Consider the following 20218-nt stretch of genomic DNA (forward strand, 5'->3'; position numbering starts at 1 on the left):
GCGATCGCGGCGCTGATCCTCAGCGGCATGGACGAGACCACTCCCGCACCCGCCCCGGCCCCGGCAGCAGCCAGCCCGGTGCGTGCGGCGATCGACGGCGCACTGCTCGGCGTGACCGCTGCACCGGGCCTCGCGGTCGGCAAGGCGCGCTGGTTCCGCCATGCCGAGATCGTGGTTTCCGAACAGGGCCAGGGCATCGCCGTCGAGAATGAGCGGTTCGCGAGCGCGATCACGACGCTCGCCGCGCGGCTTGCCGAGCAGACCCGCCATAGCGCGGGCGCGCAGAAGGCGATCGTCGAGGCGCATGCGGCGATGCTCGACGATCCCGCGCTCCGCGACGGGACGCAGTCGCAGATCGCCGCGGGCAAGAGCGCGGGCCACGCCTGGCGCGCCACGATCCGGCCGCTTGCCGACGCGTTGCGTGCCGGCACCGATGCACGGCTTGCCGAGCGCGCGGACGACATGCTCGACCTCGAACGCCAGCTGCTGGCGGTCCTCGAAGGCGTCGAGACGACCGTCCCGGTCTTTCCGCCTGAGACGATCCTGCTCGCCGACGACCTGCTGCCATCCGACATTCTCGCGCTCGACCGCGCGACGGTCATCGGCCTGTGCGTCGCGCGCGGTGGGCCGACGTCGCATGTCGCCATCCTCGCCGCGACGATCGGCCTGCCCGCTCTGGTCGCGGTCGGCCCCGCGCTTGCCCCGCTGGCGGACGGCACGCCCGTCATCCTCGAGGCGAGCGAAGGGCTCATGCGCGTCGATCCCGACGCGGACACGCTTGTCGCCGCACAGGTCCGGCTTGCGCAGGCCGAGATGCGCCGCGCCGACATGCTCGCGCGCGCCGGCGAACTCTGCCGCATGGCCGACGGGACGCGGATCGAGGCGTTCGCCAATCTCGGATCGATCGGCGATGCCCGTCTCGCGCGCGACAACGGGGCGGAGGGCTCCGGCCTTCTCCGCACCGAATTCCTGTTCCTCGAACGCGAGTCCGCGCCGAGCGTTGCCGAACAGACCGCCGACTATCAGGCGATCGCCGACGCGCTCGACGGTCGCCCGCTGATCGTCCGGCTGCTCGATATCGGCGGCGACAAGCCCGCGCCCTATCTGCCGATGGATGCCGAGGAAAACCCAGCGCTGGGCCTGCGCGGCATCCGCGTCGGGCTCGCCTATCCGCAGATGCTCGAGGATCAGGTTCGCGCGATTCTTTCGGTACGCCCCACGGGTCAGTGCCGGATCATGGTGCCGATGATCGCCAGCCTCGACGAGCTGCGCGCAGTCCGCGCCGCGGTCGACCGGATCGCCGCCGAGCTCGATCTGCCCGATCGCGTCCCGGTTGGCGTCATGATCGAGACTCCCGCCGCGGCGGTGACCGCGGATCTGATCGCCAGCGAGGCGGAGTTCCTGTCGGTCGGCACCAATGATCTCACCCAATATACGCTGGCGATGGATCGCGGAAATCCGGCGGTCGCGTCGGGTATCGACGGGCTCCATCCCGCCGTCCTCCGCCTCATCGCGCAGACCTGCAAGGGTGGCGCGGTCCATGGACGCTGGACCGGCGTCTGCGGGGGGTTGGCCTCCGAACCGCTTGCCGTACCGATCCTGATCGGCCTCGGCGTCACCGAACTCTCCTGCGCACCGGCGATCATTCCGGAGATCAAGGCGCTGGTCGCCACGCTCGGCATGGATGCCTGCCGCGCGCACGCGACCGCGTGCCTCGCCTGCACCTCCGCCGCCCAAGTCCGAACGCTCGCCCGGGAGTTTGCCGCATGAAGTCGATACTCGAAGCCCTGCAGCCGCTCGGCCGTGCGCTCATGCTGCCGATCGCGGTGTTGCCGATCGCCGGCCTGTTGCTGCGTCTCGGCCAGCCCGATCTGCTCGACATCGCGTTCCTGAGCGCAGCCGGGGACGCGATCTTCTCGCATCTCGGGCTGTTGTTCGCGATCGGTGTCGCGACCGGCTTCGCACGTGACGGCAACGGGGCGGCCTGTCTGGCGGGTGTCGTGTGCTTCCTCGTCGCGACCGAAGCGGGCAAGGTGTTCCTATCCGTCCCCGCCGACGTCGTCGCGGGGATAGCGACCCCGACGCTCGAGATTGTCGCCGCAGCCTGGAAGGCCAAGGCGATCGCGCGGCTCGACGTGCCGATCGGGATCCTGTCCGGGCTCGCTGGCGGGCTGCTCTACAATCGATTCTCGGCGATCAAACTGCCGGAATATCTCGCCTTTTTCGGCGGACGTCGGTTCGTTCCGATCGTCAGCGGCGTTGCCGGGCTGGTTTTCGCGGTCATCTTCGGGATGGGCTTCGGCATCCTGAACGCGGGCGTCGAGCAGCTTAGCCTGGCGGTCAGCGGCAGCGGTGCGATCGGCTTGTTCCTCTTCGGCCTGTTCAACCGGCTGCTGCTCGTCACCGGCCTGCATCATCTGGTCAACAACATCGTCTGGTTCGTCGCCGGAGATTATCAAGGCACGACCGGCGATCTGCGGCGCTTCTTCGCAGGCGATCCCGATGCCGGCGCGTTCATGGCCGGGTTCTTCCCGGTCATGATGTTCGGCCTGCCCGCCGCGTGTCTCGCCATGTACCACGCCGCGCTTCCCGAACGGCGCAAGGCCGTCGGCGGCATGTTGTTCAGCCTCGCGCTGACCTCCGCGCTGACCGGCGTGACCGAGCCGATCGAGTTCAGCTTCATGTTCCTCGCACCGCTTCTCTATGCGGTCCATGCGGTGCTGACCGGGCTGTCGATGGCGTTGATGAACGCGCTGGGCGTGAAGCTCGGCTTCGGCTTCTCGGCGGGACTGCTCGATTATGTCCTCAACTATGGCAAGGCGACGCGGCCGTTGCTGCTGCTCCCCGTCGGTGCGGTCTATTTCGCGCTGTATTACGGGCTGTTCCGTTTCTTCATCCGCAAGTTCGACCTCGCCACCCCGGGCCGGGAAGCAGAGGCCAGCGTTGCAGCTGCCGCACCGGTAGCAGGCGGTCGTGGCGCGGCATTCGCACAGGCGCTTGGCGGCGGTGGGAACCTGACCACCGTCAGCGCCTGCACGACGCGACTGCGTCTGATCGTCGTCGATCAGTCCGCGGTCGACGACGCGGCTCTCAAGGCGCTCGGCGCGCGCGGTATCCTGCGCCCATCGAACGCCGCGCTGCAGGTCGTGCTCGGCCCGATCGCGGATGTGGTCGCGGTCGAGATCCGCGATGCGCTGGCCTTGGGCGGTCCGGCGGTTATCGCCAGCGCTGCGCCCGCTGCGACTGCCGCACCCGTGCCAGACACCACCGCGGTGCGGCTGTCGGAAGCGGCCTTTGCCGCACTCGGGGGCGAGGGCAATGTCGTCACCGCGAGCCGCCACCCCGGTCGGGTGCGGATCGAAGTGGCCGACGCTGCGGCGATCGACGAACCGCGGCTTGCACGGCTCGGGCTCCGCGCCACCGCACGCCCCGCTGCCGGTCAGTTGCACCTGCTCGGGACCGACGCGACGCTCGCGACGCTGATCCACACAGCCGCCTGACGCCCATTCCGCCTGTCCCCTGCGGCATCGGCCGGGGGGACGGGCGGCACGGCACCGCCCTCGTTATCGTGCGCGCGGCTCCAGCGTCACGCCGCCGACGAGCCCGGACACGACGCCCGGCGCCGCCTCGACCAGCACCGCGATCGTCCGCACGCCGCCGCCCGGCGGCACCGCCGCCTCCAACGGTCCGACCGATGCGGCGTCCTTTACCGCAAGCCGCGTGCCGTCGACCCATAGCTCCGCACGCCCGGCGATCGCTGCAAAGCGGATCACGCCCCCCTCCTGCGCAACCCGCCGCCACGGCGTGACCGTCGTGCGATAGATGCGCCAGCGGCCCGCACGATCCGGGTCGACTCGCGTCCCGCTGCGTACGAACGCCCAGCTGTTATTATCGCCATCGACCGGTGCCAGCGCCGGATCGGGCCGCGCCGTCATCGCCGGCGAACGCCGCCACTCGCGGATCGCCATCGCAGCTAGCGTCACGGCAACCTGCGCAGGCGGTGCGAGACCCGCGCGGTCGATCGTCAGCCGCGCCGGCTTCAGGCCCGGCGCGGTCGCGGTCATCACGATCCGCCCTCGCCCCTCGCCCGCCTGGACGATGACCTGCGCGAGGCCGTTGAACAGTGATCGGGCATTGCCCTTCTCGCTCTCATGGCTGTTCGGATCGCCATTGCCGATCCCGATGATCGCCGCCCCCTCGACCGCGAACCGCGTCGGCAGGTTGGCGGTCGGCACATGGCGTCCTGCCGCATCGACCGCATCGATCGTCACCGGCTGCGCGTCCTCGCCATCGCCTGCCATCACGGTCCGCGCCGGGGTCAGCCGCAACGCGACCGGCGGCCCGGCGGTCTCATGCGCCGCGCGCGCTACCTGCGAACCGCCGCGCCGCGCGATCACCTCGATCCGCCCGGGCGCATAGGGCACGACGAATTCATTCCCCATGATCCGGTCGACCGCCGCCTCCCCGACCACCCGGCCGTTCAGCCGGACCTCGACGCGCTCGGCGTTGCTCATCACCAGCAGCGTGACCGGCTGGCCTTCCCGCCCCGGCCAGGTCCAGTGCGGGGTGATGCTCACCACCGGCGCGGTATCGACCCAGTGCGCGCGGTGGATGTCGAACGCGGTCTTGGGAAAACCGCACAGGTCGAGGATGCCGAAGAAGCTCGAGATCGTCGGCCATTCATGCGGGGTCGGCTCGCCGTGATAATCGAACCCCGTCCACACGAAGCCGCCCGCGACGAACGGCCGCTCGGCGATCTTCTTCCAGGTACCGCGATGCGTATCCCCCCAGCTTGCCGCCTCGACGTCATAGGACGACTGGACATGCCGCGCCGGATCGCTGGCAAAGGCCCCACGCGTCTCATAGGCGCTCGTATCCTCCGAGCTCGTGATCGGCTTGGTCGGGTTGAGCTGGTGGAAGCGATCATAATCGCCCTGATAGTAATTGAACCCCGTCACATCGATTTCGCTCGAGACGTTGACGGGATCGAAAAAGGCGCCGTTCATCGCAGCGGTCACCGGCCGGCTGTCGTCGAGCGCGTGCGTCGCATGGACCATCCGCCGGAGCATCTCGACGCCGGCCTCCGTCCCCTGCATCGGCTCCTCGTTGAACACCGACCACAGGATCACGCTCGGATGGTTGCGATCGCGCCGCACCATCCATTCGAGTTGCGCCATATAGTCGGGCGCGGGATTGAACTGGCGGTTCTCGTCCATCACGACGAACCCCATCTCGTCGCAGAGGTCGAGCAGTTCGGCCGCCGGGGCATTGTGCGAACAGCGGATCGCGTTGCAGCCCATCGCCTTGAGCCGTTCGAGCCGCCAGCGGACCAGCCCGTCGGGAATAGCGGTGCCGACGCCCGCGTGATCCTGATGCAGGCACACGCCCTTCAGCTTCACCGGCTGAGCGTTCAGGAAGAAGCCCCTGTCCGCATCGAAGCGGATCGTCCGGAACCCCACGCGTGTCCGCCGCTCGTCAATGACGCTGCCGTCTCGCATCACGCGCGTGAGGACAGTGTAAAGCGTCGGGGTCTCGATCGACCACAAGCGGGGCGCCGTCACCGGCATCGTCAGCGTCGTCACCACCGGATCGAGCGGCGCGACGGTCGCCGCCGCGCGTGCCGTCGCAACCGGCTTGCCGTCCGGGTCGAGCAAGATCGTCTCGATCGTCACGCCGACCGCAGCCCGCGCGATGCTGCCGATCGTCACCGCGACCGGCACGTGCCAGCCCCCCGCCGGGTCGCGTCGCGGATCGCAGTGCACGCCGTCGGTGACGATCGCGACCGGCCCGCGCCGGATCAGCCAGACATGCCGGTACAGGCCAGCGCCTTCGTACCACCAGCCTTCCATCGCGGTCGCGTCGACGCGCACGACGATCATGTTCAGGTCGTCGCCGAACCGCGCAAACGGGGTCAAGTCGATCTCGACGCTGTTATAGGCGGACCAGTTGTGCGCGACGACGCTGCCATTGACCCAGATCGTCGCGTTGCTCGCGATCCCGTCGAACCGCAGCGCGATCGTCTTGCCGCGATCGTCCGCCTCCAGCCGCAGCGTTCGCCGGTACCAGCCGATCCCGCGCCGGCGATAGCCCTGCGAGATATTCGCATCGCGCTCGAACGGCTGCGCGGACGCCCAGTCGTGCGGCAACCGGACCGGCGTCCAGTCCGAATCGTCGAACGCCATCGCCGCGGCGCCAAGCGCATTGCCCGCCTTCACGCTCAGATAGGTCGCATTATGCCCCTCGGCGCGGGCGTCGCGACATCGCCTTCATGAAACACCCAGCCGCGTTCGATCCGGGTGCAGGACGGATCCTGAACATGCATCGCGGGCGGCAGTATCCGCGACGGCGCGGGCATCGGCAACGCGCCGGCCTCGCCTGCCTGCCGACCTGGGCCCGCCCCGGCAGCGGCAAAGGCGTCGGTCGGGCGGACGACGAAGCCGACACCGGCGCCCGCCGTGCCGATGAGGAGCTGGCGTCGGTTCATGGCAGTCTTTCGGTGTAACGGATCAGATGTCGGCCAGTTCGGCGACGAAGTCATAGGCGTCGCCGCGGTAATAGGAGCGCGTGAATTCAGCCGCGCGTCCGTCGCGCAGGAAGCCGCGGCGTTCGATCAGCAGCCCGGCATGACCGGCATCGACCCCCAGCATCCGCGCATGCTCGCCGCCGAACGGCACCGCCCGCAGCCGCTGCAGCGCGCGCACCGGTCGGCTCCCCGCCGCTTCGAGGGCGGCATAGAGCGAGTCCGTCACGCCATCGACCGAGGTCAGGCAATAGCCCGCGATGGTCGAGAATTCGAGCGCCATCGCTCCTCGTCGGCATAGCGGATGCGGTTGAAGCGGAACACCGGCGCGCCCGGCGACAGGCCGAGCGCCATCGCCTCTTCGGGGTTCACCTGGCCCGCCGATCGCGAGATCCAGGTGCTGCTCGATGTCCGGCCGCGTGCCGCCATGTCCTCGCTGAACGACGACAGTTTCGAGAAGCTCTTTTCGACGCGACCGGCGACGAACGTGCCCGCACCCCGGCGCCGCGTCAGCAGCCCTTCCTCGACGAGCCCGCCGATCGCCTTGCGCACGGTGATGCGCGAGACGTCATATTCGATCGCCAGATCGCGTTCGGCGGGGATCGCATTGCCCTGGACGAGCAGCTTCTCGCCGATCGCGTTGCGGATCAGATCCTGCAACTGAAGATAGAGCGGCGACGGATTGCCCTTGCGAAAGCGTCCGATATCATCGGAAAACGCCATGTACCCCCCTTTGACTGGCAGCCCGAAGCGCGCCACACCCTGTCCTGGCGCGGGAGGATAGCCAAAGCACAGCCGCGCGGCAACCAGACCGACGCCAAGGATTATATTGGTATTTCCGTCCAAAACGGGTCGATGCTGTCAGATCGGCTGAAACCCTGGCAAACTTTGCGGAGGCTCGGGGCCTGCTTTCAGGACGCCGGCCAATCAACGGCTTGTGTCTGGACCTATATTGGTTACATTCCCCGACCAGCGGCCGTGAGGAGCCGGTTACCGGGAGCAGAAATCATGCGGTCAAACGCACCCCCTCGTTTCGGATGCGCGCTTATCGCGACCGGCATGATGCTCGGCACCACCGGTTTGGCCGATGCCCAGGACCGCCTGCCACTCGTCCCGCAACCCGCAGCGATGACGCGCGGAACCGGCACCGTGACGATCGCGACGGCAGCACGGTGTCCGCCGATCCCGGCGATGCCGGCACCACCGCCGCCGCCCGTCTGCTCCTCGCCCATGTGAAGACCGAACGCGGCCTGACGCTGGCGACCGGCGCGCGCGGCATGATCCGCATCGACCGCGATCCGACGATCAAGGGTGCGGAAGCCTATCGCCTGACGGTCGATGCGTCCGGCGTGCGGATCGCGGCGTCGGGCGATGCCGGGCTCGTCTATGGCGCGATGACGCTGGCGCAGCTGATCAGCCCCGATCGCGCGTTCGGCCAGCCCGTCCGGATTCAAGCGGTCACGATCGACGATGCCCCCCGCTTCGGCTGGCGCGGGCTGATGATCGATACCGCGCGGCATTTCCAGTCGCTGCCCTCGCTCTATGCGATCGTCGACCAGATGGCGTCGGTGAAGCTCAACACGCTCCATCTCCACCTCACCGACGATCAGGGCTGGCGGTTCGAGGTCAAGGCCTATCCCCGGCTGACCGCGATCGGCAGCGTCCGGACGTCCCCCTCGACCGGCAAGGCGCCTGGCACGCAGGTCGGCGGCTTCTACACGCAGGACGAGCTGCGCAAGCTCGTCGCCTATGCGACCGAGCGCGGCATCGTCGTCGTCCCCGAGATCGACCTGCCCGGCCACGCGCAGGCGCTCGTCGCGGCCTATCCCGACCTCGGCGTCCTCGGCGACACGCCGAAGGTCAGCAGCGACTGGGGCGTGAACCCCTATCTCTTCAATCCCGGCCCCAAGGGCATCGCCTTCGTCAAGACGGTGCTCGACGAGATCATGGCGGTCTTCCCTGGCACCTATGTCCATCTCGGCGGTGACGAGGCGGTCAAGGATCAGTGGGAACGCAGCCCCGAAGTCCAGGCGCAGATGGTCAAGCTCGGGATCAAGGACGAGAATGGCCTGCAGAGCTGGATGATCGACCAGTTCGGCGAATATCTCGCCAGCAAGGGCCGCCGCCTGATCGGCTGGGACGAAATCCTCGAAGGCGGCCTCCCCGCCTCCGCATCGGTGATGTCGTGGCGGGGCGAGAAGGGCGCGGTCGAGGCCGCGAACCAGAACCACGACGTCGTCCTCTCACCCGCACCGACGCTCTACCTCAACAGCCTGCAAAGCGATCGCAGCGACGAACCGCCGGGCCGGATCGAGATCCAGTCTCTCGAGACCGTCTACAAATACGAGCCGATGCCCGCGGGGATCCCCGCGCGAAAAGGCGCATCACGTGCTCGGTGCACAGGGCAATCTGTGGAGCGAATATATCGTCACGCCCTATCAGATGCAGCATCTGATCTTCCCACGCGCCGCCGCGCTCGCCGAGATCACCTGGTCGGGCAAGGACAAGCGCGACTTCGGCAGTTTCCTCGAGCGGGTCCAGCCGCAGATCGGCCGCTGGCGCACCTCCGGCATGCAGGTCGCGGACAGCGCGTTCGCGGTCGACTATACGCTCGCTGGCACGCGCGGCGATGCGCTGCGCACCAAAAGCGCCAAGGTCTCGCTGGCGACGCAGGCGCCCTATGGCACGATCCGCTACACGCTCGACGGCAAGGCCCCCGGCCCGCGGTCGCCCGCCTATACGGCACCGCTGTCGATCAAACCGGGGGTCAAGATCCGCGCCGCCGCGTTCGACGCCGCCGGTCAGCAGATCGCCGAGCCACGCCTGTTCGATACCGGCCGCGAGGCACTGCTGACGCGAACTGCTTCCGACATGGTCGCCTGTCCAAAGGGATCGCTCGCGCTACGCGTGCCGTTGACGCCCGAGGCGCAGGCGAACGCGCCGGTGTACAATATCGACCTGTTCGACCTGTGCACCGCCTATCCCGCCGCGCCGATGGACGTCGCAAAGGGCTTCACGATCGATATCGCCCGCCTGCCGCGTCATTATGCGCTGGCGCATGAAGATACCAAGCTGCGCCGGCACTATAACGTCACCCCGCACGGCGAGCTGATCGTGCTCGTCGGCTGCACCGTGGCGGGTGCCAAGCCGGTCGTCGCCGGCACCTTCCCGCTCCCCGATCCGGCAACCGCCGCCACCCGGTTCAGCATCAGGGGCCGCCTGCCCGCGCTGACCGGCGACCGCGACATCTGCCTGCAATTCACCTCCCCCACGTCCGATCCCTATTATGCGGTCGAGCGGATGCAACTCACGGAGACACGCTGATGCGTCGCTGGTTCCTTCTCCCTCTCCTCGCGCTCGCCTCGCCCGCGATCTCGGCCCCGAAGACGGTGGTCACGCTCGACCGCGACTGGCAGGTGCGGATCGATCCGACCGACACGAGCGCGGTCGCCGCGCACAAGCGCGAGGCGAAATGGCTCGCGGCCACGGTGCCGGGGTCGGTCCAGCAGGACCTGATCGCCGCGCGCCGCGTCCCCGATCCCTATAAGGGCATGAACGAGGGCGCAATCCAGTGGGCCGGGCTGACCCGGTGGCAGTTCCGCCGCGTGCTCGACGTCACGCCCGCGATGCTCGCGCGCGACCATCTCGATCTCGTATTCGACGGTCTCGACACCTTTGCGACCGTCACCGTCAACGGCACGCCGCTGCTGAAGACCGACAACGCGCACCGTCGCTGGCGGGTGGACGCGAAATCGGCGTTGAAGCCTGGCCGCAACGAGGTGCTGGTGACGATCGCTTCGCCGATCCGCACGCTGCAGCCGATGGTGCTCGCGGAAAAGAATCCGCTTCCCGGCGAATATGACAGCGCGTTCGGCGACGAGCCCAAGGGCAAGCAGACCTCGCCCTATATTCGCAAACCCAAATATCATTACAGCTGGGACTGGGGTCCCCGGATCGTCAATATCGGCATCTGGCGCCCGGTCCGTCTCGAAATCTGGGACGAGGCGCGGATCGAGACGTTCCGGGTCGAGCAGGAGGATCTGAGCGACGCCGAGGCGCGGATCGCGGCGAAGCTCGACATCGTCGCCGACACGCCCGGTCGCACGACTGTGCACGCCGTTGTCACGGGTCCCGACGGCAAGGCCGTCACGGTCGACCGTAGCGTCACGCTCGCCGCCGGCGGCAACAGCGTCTCGCTCCCGCTGACGATCGCCGCGCCGCAGCGTTGGCAGCCGATCGGCTATGGCGCGCAACCGCTCTATACCGTCACCGCCTCGCTCGCGGGCGCGCAAGCGACCGCCGAGGACAGTGTCACGCGGCGGATCGGCCTGCGCACGGTCGAACTGATCCGCAAGGACGGCAGCTTCGGCTTCAAGGTCAACGGCACGCCGATCTTCGCCAAGGGCGCGAACCTCATCCCGTTCGACATGTTCCCGTCGCGCGTCACCCCCGCCTATATGCAGACAATCCTGAAGGGCGCAGCGGACGCCAACATGAACATGATCCGCGTCTGGGGCGGCGGCTATTATCTCGACGACGCCTTTTACGACCTGGCCGACCGCATGGGGCTGATGGTGTGGCAGGACTTCATGTTCGGCGGCAGCGTCACGCCGCCCGATGCTGCGTTCCGCGAGAATGTCCGGATCGAGGCCGAGCAGCAGGTCGCGCGGATCGGCTCGCATCCCTCGGTCGTGATTTGGGCCGGCGGCAACGAAGTGCTATCGGGCTGGGAGAACTGGTCCGATCGCAAGGCGTTCAAGAAGGCGGTCGGCGCGGATGAGCAGGAGCGGATCGGCGCGGGCATGGCGGTGCTGTTCGACCGCGTGCTGCGCCAGGCGGTGACGCAATATTCGCCCGGCACGCCTTATTGGCCGGGCTCCCCCTCGACCGATTATATGGGCCCGACCGACACCGACAAGAATGGCGACCGCCATTTCTGGGATGTCTGGTCCGGATCGAAACCGGTCGAACGCTATCTCGACAGCTGCCCGCGCTTCATGTCGGAATATGGCTTCCAGGCGATGCCGGACCTCGCGACGATCCGCGCCTTCGCGGGCAAGGGACCGCTTGCCGCCGACAGTCCGGTGATGAAGGCGCATCAGAAGTTCCTCGCCGGCGAGGGCAATGAGCGGCTGCTGATGTATCTGCGCGATCGCCTGCGCCCGGCGAAGGATTTCGCCGATCTCGTGTACCTGACGCAGGTCAACCAGGCCGAGGCGATCCGCATCGCCGCGCTGCATCACCGTGCGTGCCGCCCGGTGACGATGGGATCGCTCTACTGGCAGCTGAACGACGTCTGGCCCTCGATCAGCTGGGCGAGCATCGATCATGACGGCCAGTGGAAGCTGCTGAACTATGCCGCGCGGCGCTTCTTCGCACCCCAGGCGATCGCCGCGGAGCACAAGGACGGCGCGACGCGGATCTCGCTGATCTCCGACGCGACCACGCCGATCGCCGCGCGCTGGCGGGTGCGCGCGATGGACATGGCGGGCACCGTGCTGAACGACACCACCACGCCCGCGACGCTGCCGCCGCTCTCGTCGACGCTCGCCGCGACGCTGCCCGATGCGACGCTGTTCGGCAGCGCCGCGCCGGGGGCCAGCTATGCGGTCGCCGAGCTGATCGTCGGCGACACGGTCGTCAGCCGGGCGATCATCGAACGCGCGTTGCCCAAGGACATGGCCTATCCCGATCCGGGCCTGAGCGTCACCTGGTCGGGCTCGACCGCGACGATCACCGCCAGCCACTTCGCCCGCGCGGTCATGCTCGATTTCGGGGACGTGGCGGCGCAGCCCGCCGATGACGGGTTCGACCTTCTGCCGGGCGAGACGCGGACCGTCGCCGTTGCGTCGGACGCGTCGCCTGCCACACTGCGCAAAGCGCTCACCTTGAGGACCCTTGCCCGATGATCTGGCTCCTGCTCGCCTCCGCCGATCCCGTCGCCACCGCGGTCGCCACCATGTCGATGGAGGAAAAGGCTGCACAGTTGCAGAGCACCGCGCCCGCCGATGCGAAGCTCGGCCTGCCCGCCTATGACTGGTGGAACGAGGGACTGCACGGTCTCGCGCGCAACGGTCATGCGACCGTGTTCCCGCAGGCGATCGGCATGGCCGCGACCTGGGATCCGGTGCTCGTCCGCAAGATCGGCGACGTCGTCGCAACCGAGGCACGCGCGCGCTTCAATGCGAAGCCCGCCAATGCCGATCGCCGCATCTATGAAGGGCTGACGATCTGGTCGCCCAACATCAACATCTTCCGGGATCCCGCTGGGGGGCGCGGGCAGGAAACCTATGGCGAGGATCCGTATCTGACCGGGCGGCTCGGTGTCGCGTTCATCGGCGGCCTTCAGGGCCCCGACCCGCTCCACCCCAAGGTCGTCGCCACGCCAAAGCATTTCGCGGTGCACAGCGGCCCCGAGGCCGGGCGCGACAGTTTCGACGTCGACCCCAGCCCGCAGGATCTGGAAGCAACCTACCTGCCCGCCTTCCGTCTGGCGGTGACCGAGGGCAAGGCGCTCTCGCTGATGTGCGCGTACAACTCGATCCACGGGGTGCCCGCCTGCGCATCGTCGCCGCTGATGGTCGACCGGCTGCGGCGCGACTGGGGCTTTACCGGCTTCACCGTCTCGGATTGCGACGCGGTCGGTAATATCAGCACCTATCACCACTACCGGCTCGACACGCCCGGCGCCGCGGCAGCGGCGATCAGGGGCGGCACCGATCTCAATTGCGGCACCGCCTATGCCGGCCTCCCCGCCGCGGTCCGCCAGGGCTTGGTGAGCGAGGCGGAGGTCGACACCGCGCTGACGCGCGCCTTCCGTGCCCGCCGCGCGCTGGGCATCGCGTTCGGCGGCGACAGCCCGTGGAGCAAGATCGGCACCGATCAGGTCGACACCCCCGCGCACCGTGCGCTCGCGCTCGAGGCGGCGCGCAAGTCGATCGTGCTGCTCAAGAACGACGCCAGCCGCCTGCCGCTCAAGACCGGCAGCCGGATCGCGGTGATCGGCACCAATGCCGACGATATCGGCGTGCTCCAGGGCAATTATCACGCACCGCCGTCGCCCCGGTCACCCCGCTCGACGGTATCCGCAAGCAGTTCGGTGCCGCCAATGTCCGCTATGCCCAGGGCTCGGTGCTCGCCGACGGCGCGCCGGTGGTGGTGCCCGAGACCGTCTTCCCACAGGGTCTGAAGGCGGAGTATTTCGCCGGAACCGGGACGACCGGCGGCACGCCCGTCCTGACGCGAACCGAACGCCGTATCGATGCGGACCTCAACCGCGTCAGTCCGGCGCCTGGGCTTGGCCGCAGCTTCGGCGTCCGCTGGTCGGGCGTCTTCACTCCGCCCGCCGCGGGTGACTATACGCTGGTGATCGACGTCCCGGCGTGCTGGAAGGACTGTTCGGTCCATGACGTCGCACGCCTCTGGATCGGCGACCGCCAGCTCACCTCCGGCGAGATCAAGAAGGGCCGCGTCGAGATCCCGGTCTCCAGCGACGGCAAGCCCGCCGCCTTCCGGCTCGAACTCGATCACCGCAGCGACGACGAAGGCATCCGCCTGCTCTGGACGCCGCCCGCCGCGCCGATGCTCGCCGCCGCCGTCGCCGCCGCGAACGCTTCGGATGTCGTCGTCGCGGTGATGGGCCTGTCGCCCGATCTCGAGGGCGAGGCGCTGTCGGTCAGTGTCCCCGGCTTCGTCGGCGGCGACCGCACCGACATCGGGCTTCCGCTTGCGCAACAGGCGCTGCTGAAAGCACTGCGCGCGACCGGCAAACCCGTGATCCTCGTCCTGACCAGCGGCAGCGCGGTGGCGGTCGATCCGTCGCTCGCCGACTCGATCCTGACCGCCTGGTATCCGGGCCAGGCCGGCGGCACCGCGATTGCCGAGACGCTGGCGGGGCTCAACAACCCCTCGGGTCGTCTCCCCGTCACCCGTCTACAAGTCCGCCAGCGACCTGCCCGCCTTCATCGATTATACGATGAAGGAGCGCACCTACCGCTACTTCACCGGCAAGCCGCTCTGGGGCTTCGGCCACGGGCTGAGCTATACCAGCTTCGGCTATGCCGCGGCAAAACCCAGCCTCACCGTCGCCGCCGGCCAGCCGCTCACGCTCGCGGCGAAGGTCTCGAACACCGGCGTGCGCGCGGGCGAAGAGGTGGTTCAGGCCTATCTCGTCCCGACCGCGACCACCGGAGGCGGTCCGACCACCGCGGTGCTCCAGCGCCAGCTCGTCGGCTTCGACCGCGTCGCGCTCAAGCCCGGCCAGTCGCGCACCGTCTCGTTCGCGCTCGATCCCCGCTCGATGAGCAGCGTCGCGCGGGACGGCACGCGCACGATCCAGCCCGGCGCTATCGCCTCTATGTCGGCGGCGGCCAGCCCGGCGACGGCGAGGGACAATGGACCGACCTGACGATCACAGGCGCAGCGGTGGGGCTGCCCAAATGATCGATCGCCGTTCGTTGATCGCCGGCGGCTCGCGCTCGTCGGCACCCCTGCTTTTGCCGCCCGCCCGAACCTGCCCTCCAAGCGCCCCGCCGTCGCCGACCGTCTGTTCAAGAGCCGGGCGGTGGAACGCGAGATCGCCCGCGTCTCGGCCCGGATCGCCGATCCGAAGCTGCGCTGGATGTTCGGCAACTGCTATCCCAACACGCTCGACACGACCGTGCGGATGTCGACCATCGGCGGTGCCCCCGACGCGTTCGTCATCACCGGTGACATTCCGTGCCTGTGGCTGCGCGACAGCTCGGCGCAGCTCCGCCCCTATCTTCACCTCGTCCGCAACGATCCCGCGCTGCGCACGGTGTTCCGCGGGCTGATCGCCCGCCAGTCGCGATCGATTCTGCTCGATCCCTATGCCAATGCGTTTCTCGAGGATCCCGCCGGCAAGACCGAGCTGAGCTGGGCGTTGCACGACCAGACCGAGATGAAACCGGGTGTCGCCGAGCGCAAATGGGAGATCGACTCGCTCTGCTACCCGATGCGTCTCGCTTATGGCTATTGGCAGGCGACGCGCGACGCAACCCCGTTCGACGCGACCTGGGCCGAGGCAGCACGCGCCAGCCTGCGCACCTACCGCGAGCAGCAGCGCAAGGACGGCCGCGGACCCTATAGCTTCCTGCGCGCCTCGAACCGTAATACCGAGACGATGGCGCTCGAGGGCTGGGGCAATCCCGCCAAGCCGAACGGCCTGATCCAGTGCGGTTTTCGTCCGTCCGACGATGCCTGCCTTTATCCCTATCTGATCCCCGCCAATCATTTCGCGGTGACGACGCTGCGTGAACTGGCCGTCGTCGCGAAGGAGGCGCGCAACGATACCGCGCTCGCCGCTGATGCCACCGCGCTCGCGGCCGAGGTCGAGACCGCGCTCAACGCGCATGGCAAGATGCGGCTGCGCGACGGCCGCGAGGTGTGGGCCTATGAGGTCGACGGGTTCGGCAACGCGGTCTTCATGGACGACGCCAACGTGCCGTCGCTGTCCGCGCTCGCCTATATGGGCTGCGTTCCCGCCACCGACCCGCTCTGGCGCCGCACCTCGGACGCGGCCTGGAGCGACGCCAATCCCTATTTCTTCAAGGGCACCAAGGCGGAGGGGATCGGAGGCCCGCATGTCGGGCTCGGCCAGATCTGGCCGATGTCGCTGATCATCCGCGCGCTTGCCGGCGCCGACGACGCGACCGTCCGCAGCTGCCTCAGAATGCTGCGCGATACGGATGCCGACACCGGCTTCATGCACGAGGCGTTCGACAAGGACGATCCGGCCAAGTTCACGCGCAGCTGGTTCGCCTGGACGAACGGACTGTTCGGGGAACTGCTCGTCCATCTTGCCGATACCCGCCCTGCGCTGCTGGCGGCGCCGTTATGAGGCTCACGCGACGCGCGTTGCTCGGCTCGACCGGTGCGCTGGCGCTGACCGGCGCGATGCCGGCCTTTGCCGGCCGGTCGCGCGCGGTGCCCGATCTGTGGATCGGGACCGGCGGCGACGGCCATACCTATCCCGGCGCGACCGTGCCGTTCGGCATGGTCCAGGTCAGTCCCGACACGGATACGGAGAACTGGGCGAACTGCTCGGGCTATCATCGCGGTGACCCGTCGATCATGGGCTTTTCGCACACGCATCTGTCGGGCACCGGCATCGCCGACATGATGGACGTGCTCGTCGTGCCTGCCCGCGGCCCGGTCAAGCTGCGCCCCGGCGCACCCGACAAGCCTGGCGAAGGCTATCGCCAGACCTATGCACAGGAGAGTGCCGAGCCCGGCTATTATGCCTGCACGCTCGGCAACGGCGTTCGCTCCGAACTCACCGCCGAAGCGCGCGTCGGCTGGCAGCGGCACCGCTTTCCCGCCGGCCCCGGGCATCTCCTGATCGACCTCGGCAATTACCGCGACAGCCGCCCGGGCGAAGGCCCGCTGATCGACGACAGCCGGATCGAGCTCGAATCGGACGGCATCCTGATCGGCAGCCGCCGCACCTTCCGCTGGGCCAAGGGGCGCCGCATCCACTTCGCGATGCAGGTCTCGCGCAAGCCGGACCGGATCACGCTCCATGCGGGCGACCAAGTCGTCAACGGCGCGATCGCGACCGCCGACCGCGTGCGCGCGGTATTGCACTACGACGATGCGGGCTCCGCCCCGATCGTCGTGCGCACTGCGGTCTCCGCGGTCGACATGGCGGGCGCACGGACCAACCTCGCCGCCTCGGCCTCGCGCGACTTCGATGCCGCGCGGCGCCAGGCCATCGGCGACTGGGCCGACGCGCTCAAGACCGTGAAGATCGACGGTGGCAGCGACGACCAGCGCGTCGTCATGGCCACCGCGCTCTATCATGCGATGCTCGCGCCGACGCTCTTTTCGGATGTCGACGACCGCTATATCGGGCTCGACCGGCTGGTCCACAGCGTGCCCAAGGGCGAACAGGCCTACAGCACCTATTCGACCTGGGACACCTATCGGACGCTCCACCCGCTGCTGACGTTGGTCGCGCCCGATCGCGCGCGGTCACTCGTCCGTGACCTGGTCCGCCAGACGCAGCAGAGCGCCTATGGCCCGCCCTGCTGGCCGCTCCAGGGGGTCGAGACCGGCACGATGATCGGCTGGCATTCGGTCGCGATCATGGCGGAGGCCGCGGCCAAGGGCATCGACGCCGACTATGCCGCCGCCTGGCCCGCGATCCGCACGCGCGCGTTCGACGCCAAGGCCCCCGACCTCGTCAACAGCCGCGCGCGGGGCACCTATATCGCGCGTGGCTATCTGCCCGCCGATCAGGTCGACGAGTCGGTCAGCCGGACGCAGGAATATGCCTATGACGACTGGGCGATGGCCGCCCTCGCCGCGAAGGCCGGGGCGACCGACGACGCCGCCCGCCTGCGCGAACGCAGCCGGAACTATCGCAACGTGCTCGACCCGACGATTGGGCTTGCACGGCCTAAGCTTGCCGATGGGAGCTGGCTGACACCCTATGACCCGATCCAGCTCGGCCATATCAAGCGCTACCACGACTTCACCGAAGCCAATGGCTGGCAGACGACCTTCCTCAACCAGCATGACCTCTACGGCCAGATCGCGCATTTCGGCGGCGATGCGAAGTTCGCTGCGCGCCTCGACGCGCTGTTCGCCGCGCCTTCGACGCTGCCCAAGGACGCGCCGCCCGACATTTCGGGGCTGATCGGCCAATATGCGCACGGCAACGAACCCGATCAGCACGTGCCCTATCTCTACGCCTATGTCGGCCAGCCCTGGAAGACGCAGGCGCTGGTCCGCAAGATCCTGACGACGATGTACAAGCGCGCGCCCGACGGGATCATCGGCAATGACGATTGCGGCCAGATGAGCGCATGGTTCGTGATGTCAGCGCTCGGCCTCTACCCGGTCGATCCGGTCGCGGCGGTCTATGTGTTCGGCTCGCCGCTCTTCACCCGCGCCGAACTCAAGGTCGGGGGCAAGCGTAAGGTCGTGATCGAGGCGCCGGGCAACCGCGCCGATACGCCCTATGTCACCGCGGTCACTTGGAACGGCAAGCCCTGGACGAAAAGCTGGATCGCGCATGCCGATCTCGTCGCGGGCGGTACGCTGCGCTTCACCATGTCCGCCACCCCTGATCCCGCGTTCGGCGCGAAGCTCGCTGACCGCCCCCCCTCGTTCGGCCGCCCCGCCGCCTGAATTCCCATGGAGACGTTGATGACCGAAGTTTCCCGCCGCCTCCTGCTCGCATCGGGCCTGGCCGCAACCGCGACGCCTGCGCTCGCGGCGACCCGCGCGGCCGCCCCCAGGCCATGGGGTGCGACGCCGTCGAAACGCCAGCTCGCCTGGCATGCGCGCGAGCAATATGCCTTTGTCCATTTCTCGATCAACACCTTCACCGATCGCGAATGGGGCTATGGCGACGAGGATCCCAAGCTCTTCGATCCGACCGATTTCGACCCCGACCAGATCGTTGCGGCGGCCAAGGCAGGCGGCATGCGCGGCATCATCCTGACCGCCAAGCATCATGACGGGTTCTGCCTGTGGCCGACGATGCTGACCGAGCATTGCATCCGCAACAGCCCGTACAAGAACGGCAAGGGCGATGTCGTCGGCGAGATGGAGCGCGCAACCAGGCGGGCCGGGCTCGATTTCGGCCTGTACCTCTCGCCCTGGGATCGCAATCACGCGGAATATGGCCGGCCGGCCTATGTCGAGTATTTCCGCAAGCAGGTGGTCGAGCTCTGCACGCGCTATGGAACGCTGTTCGAATTCTGGTTCGACGGCGCCAATGGCGGCGACGGCTATTATGGCGGCGCGCGCGACACGCGGAAGATCGATGCGCCGAAATATTACAATTGGCCGTCGATCGTCGCGCTGGTCCATCAGCATCAGCCGATGGCCTGCACCTTCGATCCGCTCGGCGCTGATGTCCGCTGGGTCGGCAATGAGGACGGCGTCGCGGGCGATCCCTGCTGGCCGACCATGCCGAACCATCCCTATGTCCAGAGCGAGGGCAATTCGGGCGTGCGGGGTGCGCCGCTCTGGTGGCCGGCCGAGACCGACGTCTCGATCCGCCCGGGCTGGTTCTATCACGCGGACGAGGATGCGAAGGTCAAGACGCCCGCGCGGCTGGTAAAGCTGTACGACGAGTCGGTCGGTCGCGGCACCAACCTAAACCTCAACCTGCCGCCCGACCGGCGCGGCCGCCTCGCCGATATCGACGTCGCCGTGCTGAAATCCTTCGGCACCGCGCAGGCCGCCACCTTCGCGCGCGACCTCGCCCAGGGCGCGGTCGCGACCGCCAGCCAGAGCCGCGGCGCAGGCTTTTCGCCGGCAAACGTTCTCGACGGTCGCGCCGACAGCTATTGGTCGACCGCCGACGGCATCACGACGCCCAGCCTCGTGCTCGACCTTCCCCCCCGGCCGAACCTTCGACCTCATCCGCCTGCGCGAATATCTCCCGCTCGGGCTGCGCGTGACGCGGTTTGCGGTCGATGCCGAAGTGGACGGCCGGTGGCGTGAACTGGCACAGCACGCCTGCATCGGCGCGCAGCGGATCATCCGCCTGCCCGCGCCGGTCACAGCCCGCCGCCTGCGCCTGCGAATCCTTGAGGCGCCGGCCTGTCCCGCGATCCGCGAAATCGCGCTCTTCCGCCAGGTCGCGCCCGCCGCGGTCGCCACCGTCGTCGCGTCGGACCCGAGCATCGTGGCCACGACGCGCTGGTCGATCGCCGCCGCCCC

General features: G+C 68.4%; 10 protein-coding genes and 4 pseudogenes. 11 read left to right on the forward strand and 3 right to left on the reverse strand.

Annotation, left to right across the window (positions count from 1 at the left end):
- Positions 1 to 27: 27 nt before the first annotated feature.
- The gene (gene ptsP / locus NI18_RS02855; RefSeq protein ID WP_347574793.1) at positions 28 to 1770 is read left to right on the forward strand and encodes a phosphoenolpyruvate--protein phosphotransferase; all 1743 of its coding nucleotides are present in this window, start codon (positions 28 to 30) and stop codon (positions 1768 to 1770) included.
- A complete protein-coding gene (gene nagE, locus NI18_RS02860; protein ID WP_037527956.1) occupies positions 1767 to 3500 on the forward strand; it encodes an N-acetylglucosamine-specific PTS transporter subunit IIBC in 1734 nt (577 codons plus the stop codon). Before ptsP ends, nagE begins: the two co-directional genes overlap by 4 nt.
- A 63-nt stretch (positions 3501 to 3563) precedes the next feature.
- Here the strand turns inward: nagE and galA are convergent, their stop codons facing one another.
- The 3 genes and pseudogenes from galA to NI18_RS02870 all read right to left on the reverse strand — a co-directional run bounded on the left by galA (position 3564) and on the right by NI18_RS02870 (position 7243).
- Complete coding sequence (gene galA, locus NI18_RS02865; RefSeq protein WP_347574791.1) at positions 3564 to 6215, reverse strand: beta-galactosidase GalA; 2652 nt, start codon at positions 6213 to 6215, stop codon at positions 3564 to 3566.
- A 2-nt stretch (positions 6216 to 6217) separates the two neighbouring features.
- Positions 6218 to 6484, reverse strand: a complete 267-nt coding sequence (locus NI18_RS27770; protein ID WP_347574792.1) for a hypothetical protein — start codon at positions 6482 to 6484, stop codon at positions 6218 to 6220.
- A gap of 22 nt (positions 6485 to 6506) precedes the next feature.
- Positions 6507 to 7243 (reverse strand): annotated as a pseudogene (locus tag NI18_RS02870) (GntR family transcriptional regulator).
- A 314-nt stretch (positions 7244 to 7557) separates the two neighbouring features.
- Here NI18_RS02870 and NI18_RS26345 point away from each other — a divergent pair.
- The 9 genes and pseudogenes from NI18_RS26345 to NI18_RS02900 all read left to right on the forward strand — a co-directional run.
- A pseudogene (locus tag NI18_RS26345) lies at positions 7558 to 8823 on the forward strand (beta-N-acetylhexosaminidase); the annotation flags it as partial.
- Positions 8804 to 9844: a chitobiase/beta-hexosaminidase C-terminal domain-containing protein gene (locus NI18_RS26350; RefSeq protein WP_347574794.1), complete on the forward strand. Its 1041-nt coding sequence runs from the start codon at positions 8804 to 8806 to the stop codon at positions 9842 to 9844. The pseudogene NI18_RS26345 and the gene NI18_RS26350, both read left to right, overlap by 20 nt.
- On the forward strand, positions 9844 to 12429 hold the full coding sequence (locus NI18_RS02880) for a glycoside hydrolase family 2 protein (protein WP_037527957.1): 2586 nt from the start codon (positions 9844 to 9846) through the stop codon (positions 12427 to 12429). Before NI18_RS26350 ends, NI18_RS02880 begins: the two co-directional genes overlap by 1 nt.
- A complete protein-coding gene (locus NI18_RS26355; RefSeq protein WP_306286207.1) occupies positions 12426 to 13709 on the forward strand; it encodes a glycoside hydrolase family 3 N-terminal domain-containing protein in 1284 nt (427 codons plus the stop codon). Before NI18_RS02880 ends, NI18_RS26355 begins: the two co-directional genes overlap by 4 nt.
- Positions 13604 to 14407, forward strand: a pseudogene (locus NI18_RS26360) (glycoside hydrolase family 3 C-terminal domain-containing protein); the annotation flags it as partial. The gene NI18_RS26355 and the pseudogene NI18_RS26360, both read left to right, overlap by 106 nt.
- Before the next feature lie 88 nt (positions 14408 to 14495).
- The gene (locus NI18_RS26365; RefSeq protein ID WP_306286208.1) at positions 14496 to 14927 is read left to right on the forward strand and encodes a fibronectin type III-like domain-contianing protein; all 432 of its coding nucleotides are present in this window, start codon (positions 14496 to 14498) and stop codon (positions 14925 to 14927) included.
- A 105-nt stretch (positions 14928 to 15032) separates the two neighbouring features.
- Positions 15033 to 16379, forward strand: a complete 1347-nt coding sequence (locus tag NI18_RS02890) for a glycoside hydrolase family 125 protein (protein WP_052148950.1) — start codon at positions 15033 to 15035, stop codon at positions 16377 to 16379.
- Positions 16376 to 18673: a GH92 family glycosyl hydrolase gene (locus NI18_RS02895; RefSeq protein WP_037527958.1), complete on the forward strand. Its 2298-nt coding sequence runs from the start codon at positions 16376 to 16378 to the stop codon at positions 18671 to 18673. The genes NI18_RS02890 and NI18_RS02895 overlap by 4 nt, the downstream gene beginning before the upstream one ends.
- An 18-nt stretch (positions 18674 to 18691) precedes the next feature.
- Positions 18692 to 20218 (forward strand): annotated as a pseudogene (locus NI18_RS02900) (alpha-L-fucosidase); the annotation flags it as partial.

It is taken from the genome of Sphingomonas sp. Ant20, from assembly GCF_000783375.1.
GTDB lineage: Bacteria > Pseudomonadota > Alphaproteobacteria > Sphingomonadales > Sphingomonadaceae > Sphingomonas > Sphingomonas aerolata.